General features: G+C 55.7%; 15 protein-coding genes and 1 pseudogene. 7 read left to right on the top strand and 9 right to left on the bottom strand.

What is annotated here, in order from left to right:
* Window positions 1-2 precede the first annotated feature (2 nt).
* From ABH909_RS20450 to ABH909_RS20440, 3 genes are all read right to left on the bottom strand, one after another.
* Window positions 3-746: a protein-L-isoaspartate(D-aspartate) O-methyltransferase gene (locus tag ABH909_RS20450; protein ID WP_429436408.1), complete on the bottom strand. Its 744-nt coding sequence runs from the start codon at window positions 744-746 to the stop codon at window positions 3-5.
* A 192-nt stretch (window positions 747-938) separates the two neighbouring features.
* Entirely contained in the window at window positions 939-1,838 is a 900-nt protein-coding gene (locus tag ABH909_RS20445; RefSeq protein ID WP_429436406.1) for an alpha/beta fold hydrolase, read from the bottom strand.
* A 327-nt stretch (window positions 1,839-2,165) separates the two neighbouring features.
* Window positions 2,166-2,996, bottom strand: coding sequence for an alpha/beta fold hydrolase (locus ABH909_RS20440; RefSeq protein ID WP_429436403.1), 831 nt, complete (start codon window positions 2,994-2,996; stop codon window positions 2,166-2,168).
* A gap of 229 nt (window positions 2,997-3,225) precedes the next feature.
* Here ABH909_RS20440 and ABH909_RS20435 point away from each other — a divergent pair, with 229 nt between their 5' ends.
* Window positions 3,226-3,705, top strand: coding sequence for a MerR family transcriptional regulator (locus ABH909_RS20435; RefSeq protein WP_429436401.1), 480 nt, complete (start codon window positions 3,226-3,228; stop codon window positions 3,703-3,705).
* A 15-nt stretch (window positions 3,706-3,720) separates the two neighbouring features.
* Here ABH909_RS20435 and ABH909_RS20430 read toward each other — a convergent pair whose 3' ends face one another.
* Window positions 3,721-4,647 carry an acetoacetate decarboxylase (ADC) gene (locus ABH909_RS20430; protein WP_429440015.1) on the bottom strand — a complete coding sequence of 309 codons (927 nt, stop codon included), beginning with the start codon at window positions 4,645-4,647 and terminating at the stop codon, window positions 3,721-3,723.
* A 115-nt stretch (window positions 4,648-4,762) separates the two neighbouring features.
* The gene (locus ABH909_RS20425; protein ID WP_429436398.1) at window positions 4,763-5,554 is read right to left on the bottom strand and encodes a type 1 glutamine amidotransferase domain-containing protein; all 792 of its coding nucleotides are present in this window, start codon (window positions 5,552-5,554) and stop codon (window positions 4,763-4,765) included.
* A 194-nt stretch (window positions 5,555-5,748) separates the two neighbouring features.
* Between ABH909_RS20425 and ABH909_RS20420 the strand changes: the two genes are divergently transcribed.
* The 5 genes and pseudogenes from ABH909_RS20420 to ABH909_RS20400 form a co-directional block, all read left to right on the top strand.
* Window positions 5,749-6,828, top strand: coding sequence for a saccharopine dehydrogenase family protein (locus tag ABH909_RS20420; RefSeq protein ID WP_429436396.1), 1,080 nt, complete (start codon window positions 5,749-5,751; stop codon window positions 6,826-6,828).
* 74 nt (window positions 6,829-6,902) lie between these two features.
* Window positions 6,903-8,135: an NADH:flavin oxidoreductase/NADH oxidase family protein gene (locus ABH909_RS20415; protein WP_429436393.1), complete on the top strand. Its 1,233-nt coding sequence runs from the start codon at window positions 6,903-6,905 to the stop codon at window positions 8,133-8,135.
* A 357-nt stretch (window positions 8,136-8,492) separates the two neighbouring features.
* Window positions 8,493-8,660: a hypothetical protein gene (locus ABH909_RS20410; protein WP_429436391.1), complete on the top strand. Its 168-nt coding sequence runs from the start codon at window positions 8,493-8,495 to the stop codon at window positions 8,658-8,660.
* Between the two features lie 149 nt (window positions 8,661-8,809).
* Window positions 8,810-10,066 (top strand): tyrosine-type recombinase/integrase, encoded by a 1,257-nt coding sequence (locus ABH909_RS20405; protein ID WP_429385402.1) that lies wholly within the window; start codon window positions 8,810-8,812, stop codon window positions 10,064-10,066.
* A gap of 19 nt (window positions 10,067-10,085) precedes the next feature.
* A pseudogene (locus ABH909_RS20400) lies at window positions 10,086-10,460 on the top strand (DNA adenine methylase); the annotation flags it as partial.
* A gap of 78 nt (window positions 10,461-10,538) precedes the next feature.
* On the opposite strand, the gene ABH909_RS20395 reads toward ABH909_RS20400, so the two are convergent.
* The 4 genes from ABH909_RS20395 to ABH909_RS20380 form a co-directional block, all read right to left on the bottom strand.
* Window positions 10,539-10,775, bottom strand: coding sequence for a hypothetical protein (locus ABH909_RS20395; protein ID WP_429385404.1), 237 nt, complete (start codon window positions 10,773-10,775; stop codon window positions 10,539-10,541).
* Between the two features lie 98 nt (window positions 10,776-10,873).
* The gene (locus tag ABH909_RS20390) at window positions 10,874-11,377 is read right to left on the bottom strand and encodes a hypothetical protein (protein WP_429436388.1); all 504 of its coding nucleotides are present in this window, start codon (window positions 11,375-11,377) and stop codon (window positions 10,874-10,876) included.
* Between the two features lie 400 nt (window positions 11,378-11,777).
* Entirely contained in the window at window positions 11,778-13,466 is a 1,689-nt protein-coding gene (gene phaC, locus ABH909_RS20385) for a class II poly(R)-hydroxyalkanoic acid synthase (protein WP_429436385.1), read from the bottom strand.
* A 100-nt stretch (window positions 13,467-13,566) separates the two neighbouring features.
* A complete protein-coding gene (locus tag ABH909_RS20380) occupies window positions 13,567-14,502 on the bottom strand; it encodes an alpha/beta fold hydrolase (protein WP_429436382.1) in 936 nt (311 codons plus the stop codon).
* 332 nt (window positions 14,503-14,834) lie between these two features.
* On the opposite strand from ABH909_RS20380, the gene ABH909_RS20375 reads away from it, so the two are divergent.
* Complete coding sequence (locus ABH909_RS20375) at window positions 14,835-15,095, top strand: hypothetical protein (protein WP_429385412.1); 261 nt, start codon at window positions 14,835-14,837, stop codon at window positions 15,093-15,095.
* The last annotated feature ends 745 nt before the right edge of the window (window positions 15,096-15,840 follow it).

Here is a 15,840-nt window from a genome sequence, read left to right as displayed (position 1 = left end):
GCTCAATCGCCTCCGGCCAGAGGCACGAAGCGCACAGGCAGCACCTGCCGGGTGGACACGCTGCCATCGCCGGCCTTCTCGATCAGCAGCAGGTACTGGATCATGAACGGCGCGCCGACCGGGATTACCATCCGTCCTCCGGCCTTGAGCTGGGCGATCAGTGGCGGCGGCACATGGCTGGCGGCGGCAGTGACGAGGATGGCGTCATAAGGTCCGTGCTCGGGCCAGCCGTGGTAGCCATCACCCAGCCGGGCCTGCACCTTCGCATACCCCAGCCGGCCCAGGCGCTCACTGGCCTGCACTGCCAGCGGCTCGATGATCTCCATCGTATAGACCGCCTGCGCCAGCTCGGCGAGGATCGCCGCCTGATAGCCCGAGCCAGTGCCGATCTCGAGTACCACGTCGCCGGGTCCGACCTGCGTCAGGTCGGTCATCAGGGCGACGATGTAAGGCTGGGAGATGGTCTGGCCGTAGCCGATCGGCAGCGGGCGATTCTCGTAGGCGTAGGGCACTTCGTCGGGCGGGACGAACTTATGGCGTGGCACCTTGGCCATCGCGGCCATCACCGGCGCGGCAAACTCGACCCTGCCGGTTTCCTCGCGGGTGTCGGACGACATGTTGGTGATCTCCCGCACCATGGCGTCGCGCAACGGTGCGAACGGATCGTCGGCATGCAGGCCGGCGGATGCCAGCGCCAGAGCGATGGCAGGCGCCAGGATGCGCGTCAGGAGCATCACCGGCTTCACAATGACTCCTCCGCCTGAGGAATAATCGAATCGTATGGCCGGCGGGCTGGCTCGGCAAGCCCGGGGTGCTGATACAAAAGCGAATGCAATTGTCAGCTAGTGGCCGATTTCTGCCCGTAGCGAAGGGCTGCAGTCGGCCATCCTCTGCCCATTTACGGCAATTCGTCACTCTACCAACCCCGCTGCCGCCGCTCACTGATTCAGGAACTTGATGACAGCACCGGCGAACAGTTCTGGCTGATCAAGCATGACGAAGTGAAAACTGCCGTCAATGCGCCTGAAGCTGATGTTTGGGGTCGAGACATAGGCGTTACGGAACATTGCATCAACGTGGGACGCATGTACGCCGTATAGCAGGTCGTAGGCATAGACGACCTCGACCGGCACCCTGATACGTCCAAGCTCAGGTCGGAGGTCGGTGACCATCAGTTCATACGTGGCATTGGCCATGGTCTTTCGGTCCGAGCTTATTCCCGCTGCGGCCAGGCCAGGCCTGACCGCTTCAGTTTTGGCGAGACGGGCGATGGATGCATGCAGCATGGCTTTCGCCTGCTCAGGCGTTGCCGCTAACATTGCAGCGCGCATCGCAGCAGCGTGCGGGGTCGCCGTTTCACTGGTCGCGGAGGGGTCAAACAGCAACGTATAAAAGGGCAGCGCATCGACAATCATCAGGCGTCCAACTTGGTCGGGATGACGAGCACCTAGCATCAGTGCCACCTCACCACCCAACGAATGACCGATGATGACCGGCGCCTTGATGCTCTGGCTTCGGATATATTCAGCGATTGCCTCGGCCGTCGGCGCTGCTACTCTCCCATCTGGATCGGATACGGCAGGCGAGCCGGCAAAGCCAGCTACCTGTACGAGATGGAGACGGTAGCTCTGCCGTAATCTGGAGGCCAAATCAGCCCATACTTCGTAGGACGACGCCAATCCTGGAATTAATATAATGTCTGTTCCCGAGCCTTGGACCAGCACCGAGATACCACCCTGGTTGATAGTTCCTGGCGGCAGGGACGCAGGCTGGGCTGGCGATGTTGACACCAGCGCCAACGTGGTGCCGATCCCAGCAAGGATCATTCCCACACGCATGACGTTCCCCTTTTAGCGCAATGCGAAGTGACATTTACGATGTCACGGTCGCCAATCACACCGACAAGTAGGCAGCTTAAGGGGTTCATAGCCATTCCTTTGACCGAAAAAATATTGCCACTATACGGCGCACGAATGCGCCAGGAAACTATCCCCGCCTGCAATCCTTAGCGTCCGCTTTGGGCCGGTGGCAGCTCTTCGTGACAGGCAGAAATCGGCCAAGAGCGGACAATCAGTTAGCGCAGTTTCGAATCCACTTTGCTGAATCCGAACTCCGATCTAGTAGCCTTGAAGGGGAAAGGGCGGGATTTCTACCCGCCCCCATTTTTAGTTCCGCACGAACGCTAGCAGATCAGCGTTGATCGTATCGGCGTTGGTTGTAGGCATTCCATGAGGGAAGCCCGGGTAGATTTTCAACGTACTGTTTTGCAGAAGTTTGGCTGACAAAACCCCGGCATTTTCATAAGGCACGATCTGGTCATCATCACCATGCATCACCAGAACGGGGATCTTGATGCTCTTCAAATCTTCGGTGAAGTCTGTCTGAGAAAACGCCACGATCCCGTCATAGTGTGCCTTTGCACAACCCATCATGCCTTGTCGCCACCAGTTCCAAACGATGCCCTCGGACGGTTTTGCACCTGGGCGGTTATAGCCGTAGAAAGATCCTGCCGGAACGTCGTAGTAAAATTGCGCGCGGTTGGCTTTCAGTTGTGCCTGCAAGTCGTCGAACACTGACTTCGGCAGGCCGCCAGGATTGGTCGGCGTCTGGACCATCAACGGTGGCACCGCACTGATGATGGCTGCTTTAGAGACTCGGTCTTCGCCATGGCGAGCGATGTAATGAACGACTTCGCCGCCGCCGGTGGAGTGGCCGACATGGACTGCACCTTGTACACCTAGGTGATCTACCACGGCGGCGACGTCATCGGCATAGTGATCCATGTCGTGTCCGTCCCATACCTGAGTGGATCGCCCGTGCCCCCTTCGGTCATGCGCAACAACCCGGTAGCCGTTGGCCAGGAAAAAAAGCATTTGCGCGTCCCAATCATCCGCGCTCAGTGGCCATCCGTGGTGGAAAAAGATGACCTGGGCATTGCGTGGTCCCCAGTCTTTGTAAAAGATTTCAACACCATTCTGCGTAGTGACATACCCCATGTTCGTATCTCCTGAATGAAGTGAAGGCCTTCATCGAATCGTGTTCCGATCATGGCCTTGAGTGAACAGAGTGCAGCCCTTCCGTTAGGCACTTCAGGGGGCGTGATGCTGGATTAGTCTCCGCTTCCCCATGAATTCCATGACGCCCAAGTCACACGTTGTGCTTGGGCGTCCGATGACTTTAGGTTTAAAGTCAACTTTAAGGTCAATAGGTTTTTCAGGGTGGGATATGAGAATAGGCGAACTGGCGAAAATCAGCGGATTGGCACCGTCACGCATCCGATTCTATGAGGCCAGTGGCTTGATTAGCTCCGTCGAACGTAAGGCCAATGGCTACCGGGACTACGCGCCTGATACCGAGTGGATTCTGGAGCTCATCACCGGCGCACAGGCGGCTGGTTTCTCATTGGAGGAGATCCGGCAATTGATGCCGATGAATGCCAGTGGCTGGCGGCACGACGAGTTGCTGACTGGACTCAAGCAAAAGGTGAAAGAAATCAGTGTTCTGCAGGAAAGGCTAGCGCAAAACAAAGCGCAACTTCTGCTCGTCATAAAGGGCATCGAAGGTAAGCCCGAGGGCATGGCGTGTGGGGACAATGCGCAAATGCTGATAAATCGTCTGCGGGAAGAGGGGGTTGGCAAGGCTTCAGATAGGCGTGCGGCAACGTCTTCCGCGAAAAAAAACGCCCGCCAGGCTTCCGGGGCCTGACAGGCGCAAAAGGTTTCAGCGCTCGCCAATCAGGCTGGTGAGTGGTTTGGGCGCATAAAGCGCACTCTGGAACTCTGGCACGTATTCGTACTTCATCATTTTTCCCAGTTTCAGGGCGCGGAAGTAATTCGACAGACTGCCGTCACCCAGCGTGAGGGTGGCCGAATCTGCGTCGCGGCTGGAGCCGTGACTGAGCTGGCGGGAAACCGCATACCCGTAGGCCAGTTGGCCCTGATGATCGAGATTGATGAAGCTGCTGGTGACGATGTCGACATCGCGAGAGAGGTTGTCGAGCTTCTTCGCTTTGAAGGACACGTCGACTTTTCCGGTCTGACTGTCGGTGATGTCATAGACCACAGATTGGGCATCTTCTTTGCGGTCAATACCGGTCAGCCATTTAGGCAGGTTGTAACCGACGACACCGCGCACCCGTGCAAGCTCAGTATTGACCGGCAGCTTGAGCACGTAGCCCCAAAAATCTCCCGACATCGACTGGCCAATCAGTGTGAATGGACCCAGATTGGTTTTGCCTGGCTTGCTGGTAATGATCGACACGGCCACTTCGTTATAGGCGTCGTTATCACAATGTTCATAGGTGTAGGCGGTAAACGCAATCAAGCCGCGACCTGGCCAGATTTGCAGGGGGTGTACGGTTGCCAATACTTCGGGCGGCATCAATGCCCGCAGTGCGTCCAGGTCGGCCGTGTAGACCGCCGTTACTCGACTGTTCTGATAGTAAAAGTTCGGGGAGTATGACTCGAAGCCAATGTCGACCTTGTGCTTTTCCAGTCCTTTGAACCAGCTCAGATCAACACCCGGCAGCTCTGCTGCAATCACCGACAAGGGCGGATTCGAGCGATAACGGTCGTACAGGCCTCCCTTGACGACGGGCACTTGGTGGCCTGCGATATCGATTGTGTTGGTTTCAATCGGGCTGAGCATTTCCGGCGTCCCCGCCAACGCATGGTTGGCAATTGAGCTGAACAGCAATCCTGCTAATACGATGCTTGCGAGTTTCAATCGGTCTTTCTCCGGGTGGTGGGAACTACTTGAGGGTTCAGCGAGCTACGTTGTCGCCAGAGAGCACCGCCATCACGGCTTCAGCTACGGCTTTGGGCGATTGAGGGTTTTGGCCGGTCACCAGCCTTCCATCCGTGATGGCAAATGAAGTGAACGGCAGCCACCCCTTGCGGTAGTGCGCGCCCTGGCTCACCAACCTGTCCTCAAGGAAGAAGGGCACCTGGCTTTTCATGCCGGAGAACAGCTCTTCGCGATCAGAGAAACCGGTGATGTTCTTGCCCTTGATGATCAACTGGCCTTGTTTATCCTTCAGATCCAACAGACCCGCTACGCCATGGCAGACGGCCGAGACGATGCCACCCTGGTTGTAGATGCTCTCGGCGACGCGCCGCAGGTCGGGATTGTTAGGGAAGTCCCACATCACCCCATGGCCACCAGTGAAGTAAATGACGTCAAAGCGTGACGGATCGACCTCGGATATCGGCAGCGTATTGGCCAGGCGAGCGCGGAAAGCAGGAGACTGCAAATGCTTCCGGGCGGCGTTATCCATGTACAACCAGCCCAGACTGCGTTCGTCCAGAGGCACCGCGCCACCCTTGGGACTGGCAAAGACGGTGGTGTAGCCGGCTGCTTCCACCACATCGGTGAAGTGGGTCAGCTCGGTCAGCCACAATCCCGTGGTATCGGTTCGTGAGGGATAGCTGGCGTGATTGGTCATGATCACCAGTATCTGGCGATCCTTGGTAGTAGCCGATTGAGCATTTGCAAACGTCATGAAAGCAGCACCTATCAATACCAGGGCGTAGGAAAAAAGGGTCTTCAGCATCATCCGGATTCCATCGATCAAGCAGGTCTGCGCATGCTCACCTTAAACCTCGCTTTAAGGTCAACCCCGCTGCTGTAAATAATTTCCGTCACTGCATCTGTACTTTGACTTGACCCTCAACCTGACTTTAACGCTAGCGTCTGAAGCAGATCGGGCAAGGCCATAACGCTCATCATCAATCCCCTCAGGAGGAACGCATGAGTCAGCAAGACAAACCGGATACGCAGATGAAATGGATGATTTATGGCGCCAACGGTTACACCGGCGAACTGATCGCTCGCGATGCCGTCAGGCGTGGACTCAGGCCGGTATTGGCCGGACGTAGTCGTGACAAGGTCGAAGCGTTGGCTTGGGAGCTTGGGCTCGAGGCCCGGGTATTTGGGCTGGATGAGCCAGCGCGGTTGCTTGCGCAGATCAAGGGGCATGGGTTGGTGCTGCATTGCGCGGGGCCATTTTCCGCAACCGCCGCGCCGATGATCGAGGCCTGTCTGCGGGCTAGCGCGCATTACCTGGACATCACTGGCGAGATTGCCGTATTCGAGCATGCGCAGTCCCTGAATGAACGGGCGCGCGCAGCCGGATCGGTCATTTGCCCGGGCGTCGGCTTCGATGTAGTCCCGACCGACTGCGTCGCCGCTGCACTGAAAAACGCGCTGCCGGATGCGACGCATCTGGCGTTAGGCTTCGATTCTCGATCGAGCTTTTCACCCGGCACCGCCAAGACTTCAATCGAAGGCCTGGCGCAGGGCGGCAAGATACGGCGTGACGGCAAGATCGTTTCGGTGCCGCTGGCCTATCGGGTACGTCGTATCGATTTCGGTGCTGGAGAGAAGCTGGCGATGACCATCCCTTGGGGCGATGTATCCACTGCCTGGCACACCACCGGCATCGCCAATATCGAGGTGTTCATACCGGGCTCGGCGGGAATGATTCGCGGCGCCAGGCTTGCCAACTTGATTCGCCCGTTGCTGGGGCTGTCGTTTGTGCAGCGGTTGCTCAAGGCTCGCATCAGCAAGACTGTGGTCGGGCCGGATCAGGCAAAACGTGCTGACCAAGGCACATATGTATGGGGCGAGGCCCGTAATGCTCGCGGTGAATGCAAAGTCGCCCGCGTGCACACGGCGAACGTTTACAGCCTGACGATCGACGCTGCGTTGGCGGTGGTGGGCTATCTGTTGCAGACACGCACGCCTGGCGGTGCCTACACGCCTGCGCGGTTGTTGGGTGCCGATCTGGTGACGCGCTTGCCTGGGTCGGGCGCCATCGACATTGAATGACCTTGAAAAAAGTCATTGACCTTAAAGTTGACTTCAATCTTATGGTGGCCTCATTTCCAGTTGAGGACTTGCCCATGAACGTGTTTGACACCCTGATACTGCCCAACGGTTCGACCATCAAGAACCGCATCGCCAAAGCCGCCATGGAAGAAAATATGGCGGACGCCGACCAGGCGCCCTCGATAGACCTGATGCGTCTGTATCAGGCCTGGGCCGACGGCGGTGCAGGATTGATCATTACTGGCAACGTGATGGTCGATGGCCGCGCCATGACCGGACCCGGTGGCGTCGTGTTGCAGGATGATCAGCAACTGGACAAATTCAAGCGCTGGGCGCGAATTGGCCGATCCGGCGGTGCCCAGTTCTGGCTGCAGATCAATCACCCAGGGCGTCAGATGCAGGCCAACCTCGGGCAAAAAACCTGGGCGCCGTCGGCAGTTCCGCTGGAGTTGGGCAAAATGTCCAAGCGTTTCGCTACGCCTCACGCGATGACTCAAAGCGTGATTGAGGATGTCATTCAGCGCTTCGCGAACACCGCACGCCTTGGCAAGCAAGCCGGCTTCACCGGCGTGGAAATCCATGCCGCTCACGGCTACCTGTTGAGCCAGTTTCTTTCGCCACTGACGAACCAAAGAACGGACGAGTGGGGCGGCTCTCTGGAAAACCGCGCGCGGCTGCTGCTGGAAATCGTCAAAGCAGTCAGGGCGGTGGTTTGCGCAGAGTTTGCCGTTGCGGTGAAACTCAATTCCGCCGATTTTCAGCGCGGAGGATTCACCGCCGACGATGCGAAAAAGGTTGTTGAACTGCTTAACGATCTAGGCGTGGATTTGGTGGAGTTGTCCGGCGGCAGTTACGAAGTCCCGGCCATGCAGGGGGAGGCGCGCGATGGTCGCACGCTGGCTCGTGAGGCATATTTCGTCGAGTTTGCCCGGGACGTCCAGACTGTCGCCAAAATGCCGGTGATGGTCACCGGCGGCATCCGCCGGCGTCCAGTTGCCGAAAGCGTCGTGCAAAGTGGTGTGGACATGGTCGGTATCGGCACGGCGTTGGCCATCGATCCATATCTGCCGCGTGATTGGCTTCAAGGCAAGGACAACGCTCCGCAATTGCCGGCAATCACCTGGAAAAACAAGGCCATAGCCGCCTTGGCAAACATGGCGGTTGTGAAGTTTCAGCTGCGCAAACTCAGTCGCGCGAAAAAGCCTGACCCGAGCGTGTCACCGTTGCGTGCGCTGATTTTGCAGCAGATCGGCATGGCGTTTCGCACGCGTCAGTATCGGAGCTGGGTAGAAAAATACATGAGCTGAAATCCGCCATGGGTAACCTTATGACCACCCTCTACGGCTGATGAAGTAACCGGTTTTGGCCGAAAGTAGCCACTTATGAGCGACTGCTTTCGGCCGAGGCTGTGTAAAAACGTTTTCGAGCGCGACAGGTACTCAAAACCGGACTGGAAATCGCGCTTCTGCGCGAAATCCACATCTGCTGACGTGCCGATAAATTTCAGATTTAACGTAGACGCGCGCACTTCAATTTTGACGAAGCGTTTTTACACACTCTGGGCCGAAAGCTGCTTGTCGCACCACACCAAACGCATCTTCACTTCAGGTCGGGCAGCTGATATTTGGCGGTAGGAGGGTGGGCTGAGAGGTAAGGTTGCGGAAATGGCCGAAAAGATGCGGAAACGATCCAGAAATGATGCAATAGAAAGTGTGCGCCACAGAAACGACAAAGCCCTGAATAATCAGGGCTTTGTCGGTACAAATATGGCGGAGGCGATGTCCGCTATTTTGACGTATTTTGAGTTCTATTGCCGTCTGGCTGTTTACTAAAAAGTCCTTATTAAACATGTAGATATTTGATTTTTTGTCTTTTGTGTTCCAATGGATATTACCGAAAGCCATCGTCCAAGGTGTGGGCTGGAGTGTGGGCTGGAGCTGATTTAGATTAGGTCATCGTCCTTAAAAAGATGAGGTGACGCATGGCATCACTTACGACAAAGGCGGTGGAGAAAATAGTCAGAACTGGCTTGCCTGGCATGACCAATGACGGAGATGGGTTGTATCTGAGAGTTGGCCCTACCGGCGGCGCAAGTTGGCTTTTCCGCTATAAGCTCTCAGGAAAGAGCCGATACATGGGCTTGGGAAAGCATCCAGAGACAAGTCTCGCGGCAGCTCGGGAAAAAGCATCTGATGCTAGAAGGCTGAGTAGATCTGGAGTCGATCCAATTGCGAGTCGAGATGAGGTGTTGGAGAGGAAAAGGCTGGAAAAAGAAGCCACGTTTCTATCGGAGCGCGAAACCCCGACCAAACCAATAACCTTTAAGGAGGTTGCTCTTGATTACATCGCTGCCCATAAGGCGGGCTGGAAAAATGCCAAGCACGCCCAACAGTGGAAGAACACACTGACTACTTATGCGTTCAAGGTCATAGGCGATCTTCCCACCCAGGAGATAGGCATTGAACATGTGCTGAAAATCCTCAAGCCGATTTGGACAGTAAAGCCCGAAACCGCTAGTCGTTTGCGAAACCGTATCGAACTTGTCCTCGACGCAGCAAGAGCTCGAGACCTACGCGCAGGCGAAAATCCCGCTCGATGGCGAGGACACTTGGACAAGCTTTTGCCTCCTCGCCAAAAAGTGCGTGCTGTAAAACATCACGCAGCAATCCCATGGACTGAGCTCCCTACGTTCGTGGCGACTCTTGAGAAAGCAGAAGATCTGAGTTCTAAGGCCCTGTGCTTCACTATCCTGACTGCTTGCCGAACCAGCGAAGTACTCTTATCTACGTGGGCAGAGATTGATCTCGTTGCTGGAATATGGACCATTCCAGCGTCGCGAATGAAAGCAGGGAAAGAGCACCGGGTTCCGCTGTCGAAACCAGCATTGGATCTACTGATTGGTCTTCCTCGCGTAGAAGGGAACAATCATCTGTTTCCTGGTGCTCGAAAAGGGAGGCCGCTGAGCAATATGGCGATGTTGATGGTGTTGCGTCGAATGAAGCGCAACGATCTCACGACGCATGGATTCCGCTCGACTTTTAGGGATTGGGCGAGTGAGGTCACCCACTATCCTCGAGAGGTCTGCGAACAGGCGCTTGCACATACAGTAGAGAATGCGGTTGAGGCTGCTTATCGCCGTGGAGATCTGTTCGGGAAGCGTCAAATGTTAATGGATCAATGGTCACGATATGTGTGTGGCATGCAGGACGCACCGGACAGTAGGGAGGCTGCCAGTTAAGGTTCAGCTTGTTTAGTGACCTATTGAAGTCCTCAACGACATCAACGGCGACCTGGTCACGCTGTACCGCGTCGTGCAGAACCACCTGGAAGAATTCGTGCGCCAGTTCAAATGGGCGCTGAGCTCACGCCAGGTGTTCGAGTGGCAGAAGATGACCCGCCCCGAAAACCTCACCGACATCCAGCGCGCCGCGCGATTTTTCTACCTACAGCACCATGCCTTCGCCGGCAAGGTCACCGGGCAGACGTTCGGTACCTCCAGCACAGGCCCGGCCATCAACCTGCTGCGGATTGAGGAAAATCTCTCGGCGGCCTGGCAGCGCCTGTCTGGGACCTACGTCGAACATCTACCCTGGCTCGAATGCGCGGAGCGTTATGACCGTGCGCATACCTTCCAGCGACCAAACCTAATGACGCATCCCTGTAAACCCGCGCAATGCGGGTTTTACCTTTAGGGCTCCATTATCCACTCCCTACACGAACTCCCACATAACGTCCGTGATACCTAGCGCTGCTACCCGCGAACGCAATTGCTCTGCCTCGATTTCAGTCAACCTGGCGTTGACGCTTTGCTGATGTTCATAGCGTTTGAGAATATGGAACAGTACGGTGAACTCATCTGTTCTCGCCCTGAGGAGAGTGCCTACAGACATCTGTGCTGGATGGCCGTGTTTCTTGAAGATGATTTTTAGCGTCCCGTTGTCTTTCATCCCTGTACCCTTTAACTCACTGTCTGATATCAACAATGACATGCCAGCCTGGCATATTCATGCGCCGGGCATACCCCGAACAGGGCCCGTTCTTTCCGCTATACGAATTCCCATGTGACATCGGTTATGCCTAACGCTGCCACCTGCGGACGCAGCTGTTCTGCCTCGATTGCGGTCAAGTCAATGTCAAAGTCCTTCCGGTTTTCATACTGTCTAAGAATATTGAACAGTGCAGCGTACTCATCTGCTCTCGCATGCAATGGCACAGCGATAAACAACTCCATCGGATAACCAAGCTCGTTATAGCTAATTTTTAGCATCCCGTTCTCGCTCATCACGGTGGCCCTATGGGTAGCTGTCTCATATTGAAAACCATAGCAGCCCGATACCAAATCTTCCGATGGCAAAAAAACATGACGAAAAGCACTTATCCCCTCCCGCCGACGCCCTATGTCCGTTTTTTGTGCAAAAGGGCGCGGTGGCGCAATCAGTGATCGAACCCAGTTCTGGGCTACAGAGCGCTCAAAGGCGCGGGGAGGGTGCGGACACTCTGGAAGCCCCGGTTTATCAGGCCAGCGACTTGGAGAATCGGTTGGTGTCACGGGAGGATGTCTCATACATACGGAGCCATCATCCACCAAACAACCGCAATCCATATCATGCTCAGCGCCAATAGTATGGCAATGAAGTAATTTTCAGTCATGGCGCGCCCGCAGTTGGGAACGGGATAAATAACTATAGGTCCACCGTTTATGAATGGGAGTATCGGGTTGAAGCAGGTGGCGACCGCAATCACCAAATCATCCAAAGACCAAGGCTTATCCTTGATCTGCAATCACGGGCGGCCCGATGATTGTCCTCACGGCCTTCCTAGGTTTTCTGGTTGCCTGCATTGCATTCGTGGATAAGATCGCAAGTTTCATCCCTGCTTCTTTCTGCAGGTCGGCAACGGTAACTGGCCGAGAAATCCCCGGCCGGTCTTTTCAATGTTCAAGTCAGGGTTCAACTCGCATGCACGTAGGTGCCGGGAGCGGCCTCCATCGGTGGGTGATTCTGATTTCCCAGCTCCAGCTGAATTTCGCGTTGCGCACCAGAACGCGCCTGAATCCAGCCCAGCCAACCTGGCCACCAGCTGCCATCGTGCTTCTGCGTATCGGAATACCAGGCACGCGGGTCGGATGGCAGTTTGTCGTTCTCCAGATAGCTAGCCTTGAGATTACCTGGCGGATTGAGGATGCTCTGGATATGCCCGCTGTTGGAGAGCAGGAAGCGCCGTTCGCCACCGAGTAGCAGGGTCGAGCGGTATACCGCGTCCCAAGGTGTGATGTGGTCGTTGATACCGGCAATACTGAAACTGTCGACCGTGACTTTCTGCAGGTCAATCTGCATGCCGCAGACCTCCAAGCCGTCAGGATGTATGAGCGGATTGAGTTTGACGAAGTCCAGCAGATCGCCATGTAGGGCGGCCGGTAGGCGAGTGCTGTCGTTGTTCCAGTAAAGGATGTCGAAGGCAGGGGGTTGCTTGCCGAGCAGGTAGTTATTGATCCAATAGTTCCAGATCAGGTCATTCGGGCGCATCCAGGCGAAGACCTTGGCCAAGTCGCGGCCATCCAGCACGCCTTGCTGATCGGAGCGGCGCCTGGCGGCTTCCAGGGTTTGCTCATTGACAAATAACATGGCTGAGCTGTCGATCTGACTGTCTAGCAGGCTGACCAGATAGGTTGCGCTTGCGACTTTGTGCAGCTGTCGTTTGGCTTGCAGGTAGCCTTGCAGGGCGGCGATGCTCAGGCCGCCCGCGCAGGCGCCCATCAGATGGGCTTTTTTGCTGCCGCTGATGGCACGGGTAACATCGAGGGCTTCTTCGATGGCTTCTACATAACGCGATAGACCCCACTCGCGATGGCGAGCGTCGGGGTTGCGCCAGCTGACAATGAACACTTGTAAGCCGTTCTTCAGTGCATACTGAACGAAGCTCTTCTCCACGCTGAGGTCGAAGATGTAGTACTTGTTGATCTGCGGCGGCACGATCAGCAGTGGACGGGCGTATTGTTTTTCGCTCATCGGCCGGTACTGGATCAGCTCTAGCAGCTCGTTGCGGAACACCACGGCGCCAGGGGTGATCGCGATATTCTGGCCGACTTCAAAGGCCTGCTTGCTGACTTGGCTGGGCATGCCGCCATTGTGCCGCAGGTCGTCGAGCAGATGACCAATCCCTTTGACCAGGCTGGCGCCGCCGGTGTTAAACAGCTCTTTGATCGCCAGCGGATTGAGCGGGCTGTTGGACGGCGACAGCGCATCGCCGAGTTGAGCCAATATGAAGTGTGCGCGCGCTTGATCGTCGGCCGCCAGATTGCTCTCGTCAATCCAAGCGTTCAGTTGCTTTTGCCAGGCAAGATAGGCTTGCAGTCTGCGGCGGTAGAAGGGGTTGAAGCGCCAGGATGGGTCCTGGAAGCGCGCATCCTGGACGGGGGAGGGATTCGACGTATTACCGAGCAGCACGCGGCCCAGTAGGCCACCAAGAGCTAGAGTATGGCGGGCGCTGTGGATAGGCTGCTTGATTCCTTGCAGCGCCAGAGTGCGCAATGTGGGGAACAGACTTCGACCATGTAGACCGAGTATTGCGCTTCGTTCTGCTTTAACAAGGGACGCGGATCCGGGCAAGGTGCTCGCCGCAGTTGTTTTTTTTCGCATGGACCAAACTCCATCGTCGTATCGTTATCGAGCCAAACAGAAAGGATTTGTACCAACATGCGCCAAACTGCCGCGCCAAGAGTCAACCCAGAGCCACGTCCTAGCGAGACAAGTGGTTATGCGCCGCACTGTGACTGAAGATACGGTCACTGGTTGTGTAGCGGTGCGGGCTGCCCAACAGTGGCGGGCTCTTCGGTTTGACAAGGCTGGAGGCCGGCTGCAGAAAACCCAGCAACGCCTGCTGGGTGTCATGCCAAGCCGTCGGGTGTTCCATGTCGAGAAAGTGCCCGGCGTTCTTGATGGTCTGAAACTGAGCCTGACGGCTATGAGCCGCAAAAAGACGGGCGTCTTCCACCGAGGTGTACTCATCCCGTTCGCCGTTGATAAACAGCAGCGGAACTTCGATGGCGTCGGCACAGGAAACGTAGCAATGAGTGTCCTGAGTCAGCACCTCGTCGACGTGAAAATGCATCTGCCGGTATTCGTGTTCGTCCAGGCTGCTGACATGGCGTTCGTTGAAACGCTTGAACAGCGACGGCAGGTGCTTGCCGATCGTGCTGTTGATCAAGCGCGCGACATTGCGCCGATCACAGGCCTGGAGGAAGTGCCGGCCACTCTCCAGATAGTCGCGCATCGGCGTATTGATTCGCGCCGCGAATGAACTGATCACCGCTTTTTCGATTCGTCGTGGGTGCTGGGCCAGCGCCAGTAAAGTCGCCGCGCCGCCCCAGGAAAAGGACAGCACATGTTGCGCACGAAAGTGCTCGATCAACTCCAACAGGATTGTGGCCTCGTCTTCCTTGCGGATCGGCTGGTCATGCAGGTTGTGTTGTTTCGATTGACCGGCGTAGGGCTGATCGTAGAGGACTACGTTGAAGCGTGGCCGCAGATAGCGCACGGTTTGGGCAAACGATGCAGTCGTTGCCAGCGAGCCGTTGACCAGAATAATGGTCTTGTCGGCGGCGGCGTTGAGATAATGCTCGGTATAAACCTTGTACTTCTTACCGATCTCGACGATAGCAGTCTTCAGCATCATGTCATTCTCTTCCTTGAGCAAATTGGACTACGTGCAGAGGGTTGAGCTACTGCCCGTAGGCCATATTGCGAATAGCAGACCAATTAGTCACTGACTGACCAGAGGTTCAGAGTTAAGCAGGTGATCTTCCACATGCAAGCGCGCAAACAAACTATTCCGACGGGCTGTGAGCTATGCCCGTGAAGATGGACTGCCCGAAGGCTCGGCGGCCGACAGGCAGTAATTGCAGCTTGTTTAGAAATTGCGGTTTGAAGCATCTGCACGCCAGCAACAGGCCGGTTGATTTAGGCGGGATCAACTACAGTTGATAGATCATTTGAAAGGAGGTGCGTATGAGTATCACCGTCTGCGTCGTATGTGGTGATAGCGCCGAAAAAGCTTTTCCAGTAGGCAGTTTTGATGAGTTTAAATGTCCGAACTGTGGCTACTACTCAGTCGATCGGCAGTTGATTGACGAGATGGAGGCAGCAGATCAGGTCTTTGACACCGAGCGTACGCAGCAATATTTGATGATCCACTCTCGGCCGGGCCTAGTGCCTGCGATTACGCGTGACGAGACTACAAAGCATCAACTAATTGTGGAGAGCACGTGAACAAGATGGGAGGGCGGGTAATGCCGGTGCCCTTTCAGGCAGCGTTAAGAGCATCAACTCTAGTTGTCAAAAGGCCCCGCACGGGTACAGCCGTCACGGAGCTTTTATGTGTTCTGAGAGGGGGGTGTACCGATTTTTGTACCAATGACCGCGTTTTGACGGGAGATTCTGAGTTGGCCAGGTCCAAAGCGAAACGCAGTGGCAAAGGGTTCGAATCCCTATCCAGTATCACTTTTCTTGTCATACCAACGTCCGCATTTGACCAAAGCGGACAAAGGCAAATGTCCATCGACTCCGTGGGCCATTGGCAACTGCCTATGTCGGGGTAGCAGATAGAACTCTCGTTGGGGGAATTCACAACGAGCGCCTAGCATAACGATACTGGATGCATACCCAATAGGCCCTCAGAAGGCCCTCAAAAGGCACTCAAGCGGCAATTCGACTTTAACGCTGGTCGACAGTGCCACCGCGCTGATCTACGCCTCTAGAGACGTACAGGAGGCCATTTTATGAAAATATTCACTTCCGCCGACAAACGGTAGAAATCTCCACAGACTGCGGCCTGTAGGGGCTACGCAAATAGAACTCGCAAGTTATCCACAGGTTTATCCCCAGAAAACTCGCAGTATATGCACAGAATCGAGTTGCTATTAGAAAGGACGCTCAAGTAGTCTTGGCGTACAAACGCAAAAACGACCATTTAAGGTCGTTTCGCTAAAGAATGCATGCAAGTAGTCACGTTTCT

The sequence above is a fragment of the Pseudomonas sp. BS3782 TE3695 genome, assembly GCF_050435305.1.
Lineage (GTDB): Bacteria > Pseudomonadota > Gammaproteobacteria > Pseudomonadales > Pseudomonadaceae > Aquipseudomonas.
The sequence above is the reverse complement of the archived record's forward strand: the minus strand, read 5'-3'. Positions and strand labels throughout refer to the sequence as shown.